Origin of the sequence: Endozoicomonas sp. ALB115, assembly GCF_049310245.1 — a bacterium.
Taxonomy (GTDB): domain Bacteria; phylum Pseudomonadota; class Gammaproteobacteria; order Pseudomonadales; family Endozoicomonadaceae; genus Endozoicomonas.
In genome coordinates this window covers 1-8,836 of record NZ_JBLYZG010000108.1, presented here as the reverse complement: position 1 = coordinate 8,836, position 8,836 = coordinate 1, and the positions used below count along the sequence as shown (strand labels likewise).

Here is an 8,836-nt window from a genome sequence, read left to right as displayed (position 1 = left end):
ATTTTAGTCGAAGAATTGTGCGGGCATGATTTTTTTACCTCTTCTGTATCTCTCGTGGCTGTAGTGCTTCAGGATTCATCGGGAATTACTGAGGAAGGCGATTACTGACTGTTTGTTTTCTTTTTCTCTTCTTCTTTTTTTTTGCTGGGTTGGTTTGCTTTTCTAAATGTTCTTCACCAGTCACGTATGCAGCATCTGCCCACCCTCTATTAAATGATACAGAGTCATGCTCCTGTGGGGGGATGCCTATCCTGGTCTTTATTTGATCAATATAGGGTTTCATTAAATCTTTGTTCAAAAGCCGGTTAACCGGGATTTCAATGACCTTAAATCCTGATTTTTTCAGCAGTGCGATTTTCAGCAGAGTCGAACCATTCCTGGTGTTGAAATCACCACCCACGTAATGAGACGGTCCCTGAACTTCAATCACCATGTTGTGATCTGGCAGAAGCAGGTCAACCGGAGGTAATGAGTTCAGGCTCTTTTCTTCTTCAATCCGCAAAGATGGAATGCATGATTGGAGTTGATCGCGGAAGTCGGCCTGGGTTTTTGAAATGGCTTTCTGGTAATGGCGGACGACCGGACACGCCCTGCCAAGCCAACTTGCGGCCATGATCATGATGGATCGATCCTCTTTATTATCTGGCGAGGCATTTTCCAAGCGAGTCAACAGGTCATCCATGTGCTTTTCAAGCACGTTATTTTTATTGGGATTGGAGTCTAGAGCCAACCTGGCACAGCATACCATGACTCCCCAGAGAGACATCGATATCTCTTCCTGAGAAAACTGAAGGTTCTTACGGATTCGATAGACAAGAGATTCGAACGTAGAGGTAGCCACGTTCAGTTCAACGAGTTCACCCAGTTTGGCCGTGGCCCACAGCAAGTTGGCAATACCCTGGGCATTAAATTGGTCTTTCTGTGCGTTCACGAGGGGCAACAGCGCGACCACAGCCTCGTTGAGCCCTGGTGTCTGTTCCTGCCCGTTGTCCACCAGTTTCGCCATGGCCCACAGCAGGTTGGCGATTTCCTGTGGTTTAAAGTTAGCTTTTTGTACGATTACGCAGGTCAACAGCGCAGCCACCGCTTCGTTGAACTCTGGTGTCTGCTCGTGCCCGTTGTCCACCAGTTTCGCCATGGCCCACAGCAGGTTGGCGATAGCCTGAGGAACAAATTGATCTTTCTGTATGTTTACGTGGGGCAACAACACGGCCACAGCCTCTTTGAGCCCTGCGGTCAGCTCCTGCCCGTTATCCACCAGTTTCGCCATGGCCCACAGCAGGTTGGTGATTTCCTGTGGTTTAAAGTGAGCTTCCTGTGCGTTCACGTGGCGCCACAGCGCGGACACGACTTCTTTGAGCTCTGGTGTCAGATCCTGCCCATTGTTCGCCAGTTTTGCCATGACCCACAGCAGGTTGGTGATTGTCTGTGGTGTAAAGTCAGCTTTCTGTGCGTTCACGTGGGGCAACAGCGCGGCCGCGGCCTCCATGAGCCCTGGTATCTTCTCCTGCCCGCTGTCCACCAGTTTCGCCGTGGCCCATAGCAGGTTGGCGATTTCCTGTGGTTTAAAGTTAGCTTTCTGTAAGTGCACGTGGGGCAATAGCGCGGCCACAGCCTCGTTGAGCTCTGGTGTCCACTCCTGACCGTTGTCAATCAGTTTTGCCATGGCCCACAGCAGGTTGGCGATATGCTGAGGAATAAATTGGTCTTTCTTTATGTTTACGAGGGGCAATAGCGCGGCCACAGCCTCGTTGAGCTCTGGAGTCCACTCCTGACCGTTGTCAATCAGTTTTGCCATGGCCCACAGCAGAATAGCGATACCCTGGGCATTTAAGTGGTATTTCTGTGCGCTCACATGGGGCAACAGCACGGCCAATGTTTTGTTGAGCCCAAGTGAACTCTCCTCGCCGTTGATCACCAGTTTCGCCATGGCCCACAGCAGGTTGGGGATACCCTGGGCATTAAATTGGCCTTTCTGTGCGTTCACGCAAGGCAACAGCGTGGCCATGGCCTCTTTGAATTCTGGTGTCCGCTCGTACCCGTTGTCCAACAGTTTCGCCATGGCCCACAGTAAGTTGACGTTTTCCTGTGGTGTAAATTTCGCTTTCTGTGCCTTTATACGGGGCAATAGGGTGGCCACGGACTCTTTGAGCCCTGGTGTCTGCTCCTGCCCGTTGTCCACCAGTTTCGCCAGGGCACACAGCAGGTTGGCGATATGCTGAGGAATAAACTGGTCTTTCTGTGCGTTCACTTGGGGCAACAGCACGGCCACGGCCTCGTTGAGCTCTGGTGTCGACTCCTGCCCGCTATCCACCAGTTTCGCTATGGCCCACAGCAGGTTAGCGATATTCTGAGGCATAAACTGGTCTTTCTGTGCCTTTATACGGGGCAACAGCGTGGCCACGGCCTCGTTGAGCTCTGGTGTCTGCTCCTGCCTGTTGTCCACCAGTTTTGCCATGGCCCACAGCAGGTTGGCGATAGCCTGAGGAATAAATTGCTCTTTCTGTGCGTTCACTTCGGGCAACAGGGCGGCCACGGCTTCGTTGAGCCCTGGTGTCCGCTTCTGGCCGATGTCCACCAGTTTCGCTATGGCCCACAGCAGGTTGGCGATTCCCTGAGGAATAAATTGTTTTTTCTGTGCGTTCACATGGGGCAACAACACGGTCACGGCCTTTTTGAGCTCTGCTGTCGGCTCCAGCCCGTTGTCCACCAGTTTCGCCATGGCCCACAGTAGGTTGGCGATACCCTGGGCATTAAACTGGGCTTTCTGTGCGTTCACGCGGGGTAACAGTGCGGCTACGGTCGCTTTGAGTTCTGGTGTGTGTTCCTGTCCGTTGTCTACCATTTTCGCCATGGCCCATACCAGGTTGGCGATAGCCTGAGGAACAAATTGGTCTTTCTGTACGTTTACGTGGGGCAACAACGCGGCCACAGCCTCTTTGAACTCTTCTGTCTGCTCCTGCCCGTTGTCCACCAGTTTCGCCATGGCCCACAGCTGGTTAGCGATACCCTGAGCACTAATATCACTGGCTTCAGGTTTTTGGTTGCACTTGAATATTATTGCATCCAGTAGCGTCGATAATAAGGCAGCTTGAGTGAGCTGAACACGCTCATCCATGGGTTTATGACGGATAAAAACGCCTGCTGAAGTAAATGAGTGCAGTGTTGTCGTCAGGCTTCGCCAATTCCAGCTCCGTGTTGCGGTAAAATTTTGCAGCAAACGCATCAGCTGGCTTTGTTCTGTGCGATTTAACGGTCCTTTAGCAGCTGACGTGTATTTTTTAATTGAACTGGCATATCGACCGTGATGTCTCCCATCATAGCGGTGACCGCAACGATCCGATTTTCTCAACAAATCATCCATTATTTCCTGTTTGATGAGGGCATTAAAATCCTGAGCAGGGTTTACTGAACGGCCCTGTAGATGTTGAGAAGAGTTTGCTCCAGAAGAATGGTAAAATTCATGGCGACCCGGTGCAGTGTGGGGGGGATGATCCCATGGTCTGACTGTGGCATGTCGGTATCGCCCACGCCTTGAAGAAGGGGCATGGCCATTCGGTTGATTGTAACCGTTATCTGACCTTGCGTATTGACCACTGATACCTGCAGAGCTTCTGTCCATAATTATATTTCATTAATTCATGAAAATATAAAAAGCAGACTGCTGTTCTGCTCAGAAGTTCATTTTGCGGAAAAGTTTACTTGAGACATGATGGGAGGAAGGCGATTACTGACTGTTTGTTTTCTTCCTCTTTGCCGGGTTGGTTTGCTCTTGTAAATGTTCTTCGGCAGTAACGTATGCAGCATCTGTCCACCCTCTTTTAAGTGAAACAGAGTCATGCCCCTGTGGCGGGATGCCTATCCTGATCTTTATTTGATCAATATATGGTTTCATTAAATCGTTGTGCAAAAGCTGGTTAGCCGGGATTTCAATGACCTCAAATCCTGATTTTTGCAGCAGTGCGATTTTCAGCAGAGTCGAACCATTCCTAGTTTTGAAATCACCACCCACGTAATGAGACGGTCCCTGAACTTCGATCACTATATTGTGATCTGGCAGAAACAGGTCAACCGGGGGTAATGAGTTCAGACTCTTTTCTTCGTCAATCTTCAGAGATGGAATAGATGATTGGAGTTGATCGCGGAAGTCGGCCTGGGTTTTTGAAATGGTCGTCTGGTAATGGGGAATGACCGGACAGGTTCTGCCAAGCCAACTTGCAGCCATGGTAATGATGGATTGATCCTCTTCATTATCTGGCAATGTATTTTCCAGGCGAGTGAACAGGTCATCCATGTGCTTCTCAAGCACGTTATTTTTATTGGTATTGGAGTCTAGAAACAACCTGGCACAGCAGAGCATTACTCCCCAGAGAGACATCGATATCTCTTTCTGAGATAACTGAGGGTTCTCACTGATTCGATAGACAAGCGATTCGAACGTAGAGGTAACCACGTTCAGCTCAACGAGTTCACCCAGTTTCGCCATGGCCCACAGCAGGTTAGCGATTTCCTGTGATTTAAAGTTAGCTCTTTGTGCGTTCACGAGAAGTAGCAGCACGACCACAGCCTCGTTAAGCTCTGGTGTCCGCTCCTGCGCGTTGTCCACCAGTTTCGCCATGGCCCACAGCAGGTTGGCAATGCCCTGGGCATTAAGTCGGTTTTTCTGTGCGTTCAGGAGGGGCAGCAAGGCGGCGGTGGCCTCTTTGAACTCTGGTGTCCGCTCCAGCCCGTTGTCCAACAGTTTCGCCATGGCCCACAGCAGGTTGGCAATGCCCTGGGTATTAAATTGGTCTTTCTGTGCGCTCACAAGGGGCAACAGGGTAGCCACGGCCTCGTTGAGCCCTGGTGTCTGCTCCTGCCCGCTGTCCACCAGTTTCGCCAAGGCCCACAGCAGGTTGGCGATGTGCTGAGGAATAAATTGGTCTTTTTGTGCGTTCACTTGGGGCAACAGCGCGGCCACGGCCTCGTTGAGCTCTGTTGTCTGCTCCTGCCCGTTGTCCACCAGTTTCGCCATGGCCCACAGCAGGTTGGTGATTTCCTGAGGTTTAAAGTTGGCTTTCTGTGCGCTCACGTGGCGCAACAACGCGGTCACTGCTTCTTTGAGCTCTGGTGTCTGCTCCTGCCCGTTGTCCACCAGTTTCGCCATGGCCCACAGCAGGTTGGCGATTTCCTGAGGTTTAAAGTTAGCTTTATGTGCGTCCACGTCGGGCAACGACGCCGCCACGGCCTCGTTAAGCTCTGGTGTCCGCTCCAGCCCGTGGTCCACCAGTTTTGCCATGGCCCACAGCAGGTTGGCAATATGTTGAGGAATAAATCGGTCTTTCTGTGAATTCACGCGAGGCAACAGCGCAGCAACGGCCTCGTTGAGCTCTGTTGTCTGCTCCTGCCCGTTGTTCACCAGTTTCGCCATGGCCCACAGCAGGTTGGCAATGCCCTGGGCATTAAGTCGGTTTTTCTGTGCGTTCAGGAGGGGCAGCATGGCGACCATGGCCTCTTTGAACTCTGGTGTCCGCTCCAGCCCGTTGTCCACCAGTTTTGCCATGGCCCACAGCAGGTTGACGATACCCTGTGGTTTAAAGTTAGCTTTTTGTACGTTCACGAGGGGCAATAGGGCGGCCACGGCCTCGTTGAGCTCTGGCGACTGCTCCAGTCCGTTGTCCACCAGTTTCGCCATGGCCCACAGCAGGTTGGCGATTTCCTGTGGTTTAAAGTTAGCTTTCTCCGGGTTCACTTGTGGCAACAGCACGGCCACGCCCTCTTTGAGCTGCGGTGTCCACTCCAGCCCGTTGTCCACCAGTTTCGCCATGGCCCACAGCAGGTTGGCGATATGCTGAGGAATAAATTGGTCTTTCTGTGTGTTCACGAGGGGCAGCAGGGCGGCCACAGCCTCGTTGAGCCCTGGTGTCCGCTCCAGCCGGTTGTCCACCAGTTTCGCCATGGCCCACAGAAGGTTGGCAATGCCCTGGGCGTTAAATTGGTCTTTCTTTGCATTCAGGAGGGGCAGCAGGGCGGCCACCGCATCTTTGAGACCTGGTGTCCGCTCCAGCCCGTTGTCCACCAGTTTCGCCATTGCCCACAGCATGTTGACAACGCCCTGGGCATTAAGTTGGTTTTTCTGTGCGTTCACGCGGGGCAACAGCGCAGCCACGGCCTCTTTGAACCTTGGTGTATGCTCCTGCCCGTTGTCTACCATTTTCGCCATGGCCCACAGCAGGTTGGTGATAGCCTGAGGAATAAATCGGTCTTTCTGTACGTTCACATAGGGCAACAGAGCGAACATGGCCTCTTTGAGATCTGGTGTCTGCTCTTGGCCGTTGTCCACCAGCTTCGCCATGGCCCACACCAGGTTGGTGACTTCCTGTGGTTTAAAGTGAGCTTTTTGTGCGTTCACGTGGTGTAACAAAGCGACCAGGGCCTCGTTGAACTCTGGTGTCCGTTCCTGCCCGTTGTCCACCAGTTTTGCCATTGCCCACAGCAGGTTGGCGACACCCTGGGCATCAATATCCCTGGCTGGAGGTTTTTGGTTGCAGTTAAATATTATTGCATCAAATAGGGTTGACAATAAGCTAGCCTGCGTAAGTTTAACTCGCTCATCCATGGGTTTATGAAGACTAAAAACGCCCGCTGAAGTCAATGAATGAAGTGTTGTCGTCAGGCTTCGCCAATTCCAGCTCCGTGTTGCTGCGAAATTTTGCAGCAAACGCATCAGCTGGCTTTGTTCCGCTCGATTTAATGGTCTTTTAGCAGATGACGTGTATTTTTTAACTGAACTGGCATATAGACCGTGATCTCTCCCATCATAGCGATGACCGAAACGATCCGATTTCCTCACCAGACCAGCCATTATTTCTGGTTTGATGAGGGCATTAAAATCATGAGCAGAGTTTACTGAACGGTGTATTAAATATTGAGAAGGGCGTGTGCCAGAAGAATGGTGAAATTCGTTACATCCCGGGGTAGAGTGGGGGTGACTATCCCGCTGTCTGACTGTGGCATGTCTATATCGACCACACCTTGAAGAAGGGGCATGACCATTCGGTTGGTTGTAATCATTATCTGATCTTGTGTATCTACCACTGATACCAGCAGAACTTCTATCCATAATTATATTTCATTAATTCATGAAAACATAAAAGCAGACTGCTGTTCTGCCCAGAAGTTCATTTTGCGGAAAAGTTTACTTGAGTCATGATGGGAGGCAGGCGATTACTGACTGTTTGTTTTCTTCTTCTCTTCTTCTTCTTTGCTGGGTTGGTTTGCTCTTCTAAGTGTTCTTCACAAGTCACGTATGCAGCATCTGCCCACCCTCTATTAAATGATACAGAGCCATGCTCCTGTGGGGGGATGCCTATCCTGGTCTTTATTTGATCAATATAGGGTTTCATTAAGTCCTGATTCCAAAGCATGTTGACCGGGATTTCAATGACCTCAAATCCTGATTTTTTCAGCAGTGCGATTTTCAGCAGAGTCGAACCATTCCTGGTTTTGAAATCACCATTCACGTAATGAAATGGTCCCTGAATTTCAATCACCATGTTGTGATCTGGCAGCAGCAGGTCAACCGGAGGTAATGCGTTCAGGCTCTTTTCTTCTTCAATCCTCAACGATGGAATGCATGATTGGAGTTGATAGCGGAAGTTGGCCTGGGTTTTTGAAATGGCTTTCTGGTAATGGTGGACGACCGGACACGCTCTGCCAAGCCAACTTGCGGCCATGATCATGATGGATTGATCCTCTTCATTATCTGGCGAGGTATTTTCCAGGCGAGTCAACAGGTCATCCATGTGCTTTTCAAGCACGTTATTTTTATTTTCATTGGAGTCTAGAGCCAACCTGGCACAGCATACCATGACTCCCCAGAGAGACATCGATATCTCTTCCTGCGAAAACTGAAGGTTCTCACTGATTCGATAGACAAGCGATTCGAACGCAGAGGTAGCCAGTTTCAGCTCAACGAGTTCACCCAGTTTGGCCGTGGCCCACAGCAGGTTGGCAATACCCTGGGCATTAAATTGGTCTTTCTGTGCGTTCACGAGGGGCAACAGCGCGACCACAGCCTCGTTGAGCCCTGGTGTCTGCTCCTGCCCAAGGTCCACCAGTTTCGCCATGGCCCACAGCAGGTTGGCGATTTCCTGTGGTTTAAAGTTAGCTTTTTGTACGATTACGCAGGTCAACAGCGCAGCCACCGCTTCGTTGAACTCTGGTGTCTGCTCGTGCCCGTTGTCCACCAGTTTCGCCATGGCCCACAGTAGGTTGGCAATACCCTGGGCATTAAATTGGTCTTTTTGTGCGTTAACGTGGAGCAACAACGCGACCACAACCTCGATGAGCCCTGGAGTCTGCTCCTGCCCGTTATCCACCAGTTTCGCCATGGCCCACAGCAGGTTGGTGACTTCCTGTGGTTTAAAGTGAGCTTTCTGTGCGTTCACGTGGCGCAACAGCGCGGACACGACTTCTTTGAGCTCTGGTGTCAGCTCCTGCCCGCTGTTCGCCAGTTTTGCCACGACCCACAGCAGGTTGGTGATTGCCTGTGGTGTAAAGTTCGCTTTCTGTGCCTTTATACGGGGCAATAGCGTGGCCACGGACTCTTTGAGCCCTGGTGTCTGCTCCTGCCCGTTGTCCACCAGTTTCGCCAGGGCCCACAGCAGGTTGGTGATATGCTGAGGAATAAACTGGTCTTTCTGTGCGTTCACTTGGGGCAACAGTGCGGCCACAGCCTCTTTGAGCTCTGGTGTCTGCTCCTGCCCGTTGTCCACCAGTTTCGCCATGGCCCACAGCAGGTTGGCGATATGCTGAGGAATAAATTGGTCTTTCTGTGCGTTCACGTGGGGCAACA

The 8,836-nt window shown here is 51.3% G+C and carries 3 protein-coding genes; all 3 read right to left on the bottom strand.

Going from position 1 to position 8,836, the window contains the following annotated elements:
• Nucleotides 1-85: 85 nt before the first annotated feature.
• On the bottom strand, nucleotides 86-3,622 hold the full coding sequence (locus ACO6VE_RS23295) for a DUF1601 domain-containing protein (protein ID WP_422463768.1): 3,537 nt from the start codon (nucleotides 3,620-3,622) through the stop codon (nucleotides 86-88).
• Nucleotides 3,623-3,727: 105 nt separating this feature from the next.
• On the bottom strand, nucleotides 3,728-7,102 hold the full coding sequence (locus tag ACO6VE_RS23290) for a DUF1601 domain-containing protein (RefSeq protein ID WP_422463766.1): 3,375 nt from the start codon (nucleotides 7,100-7,102) through the stop codon (nucleotides 3,728-3,730).
• Between the two features lie 58 nt (nucleotides 7,103-7,160).
• Nucleotides 7,161-8,836 (bottom strand): DUF1601 domain-containing protein (locus tag ACO6VE_RS23285; RefSeq protein WP_422463764.1); only part of this gene is annotated, 1,676 nt, incomplete at its 5' end.

What these genes read in the sequence shown, in the direction of transcription:
- ACO6VE_RS23295 (WP_422463768.1), bottom strand. Translation starts at nt 3,622, where the DNA reads ATGGACAGAAGCTCTGCAGGTATCAGTGGTCAATACGCAAGGTCAGAT.
- ACO6VE_RS23290 (WP_422463766.1), bottom strand. Translation starts at nt 7,102, where the DNA reads ATGGATAGAAGTTCTGCTGGTATCAGTGGTAGATACACAAGATCAGAT.